Raw genomic sequence first — 219 nt, 5'->3', positions numbered from 1 at the left:
AGCTCGACTTTGTACGTTTAGGTGGTGAAGCACAGGGCTTGCGCCATTCGCAGGATGCGCTCTGGCGGGATATTCTCTGGTTCCCGGTTTGGCGGGGAGTGTTGATTAATGTCGCCGATCCAGATTGCGAGGCGGACGGCGCCGATGGCATCGCTGAACGTCAGGCTGGTTTTTCGGTACCACGCTGCTGCGTATGGGGTGGTGGTGGTGGTGAGCAGA

Annotated in this window: 1 pseudogene; it reads right to left on the bottom strand. The window is 58.9% G+C overall.

The window, feature by feature from the left end:
* Window positions 1–17: 17 nt before the first annotated feature.
* Window positions 18–219: pseudogene (locus ACWGTO_RS34070) on the bottom strand (IS701 family transposase); the annotation flags it as partial.

This window comes from Mesorhizobium sp. PL10, assembly GCF_053714315.1.
The sequence above is the reverse complement of the archived record's forward strand: the minus strand, read 5'-3'. Positions and strand labels throughout refer to the sequence as shown.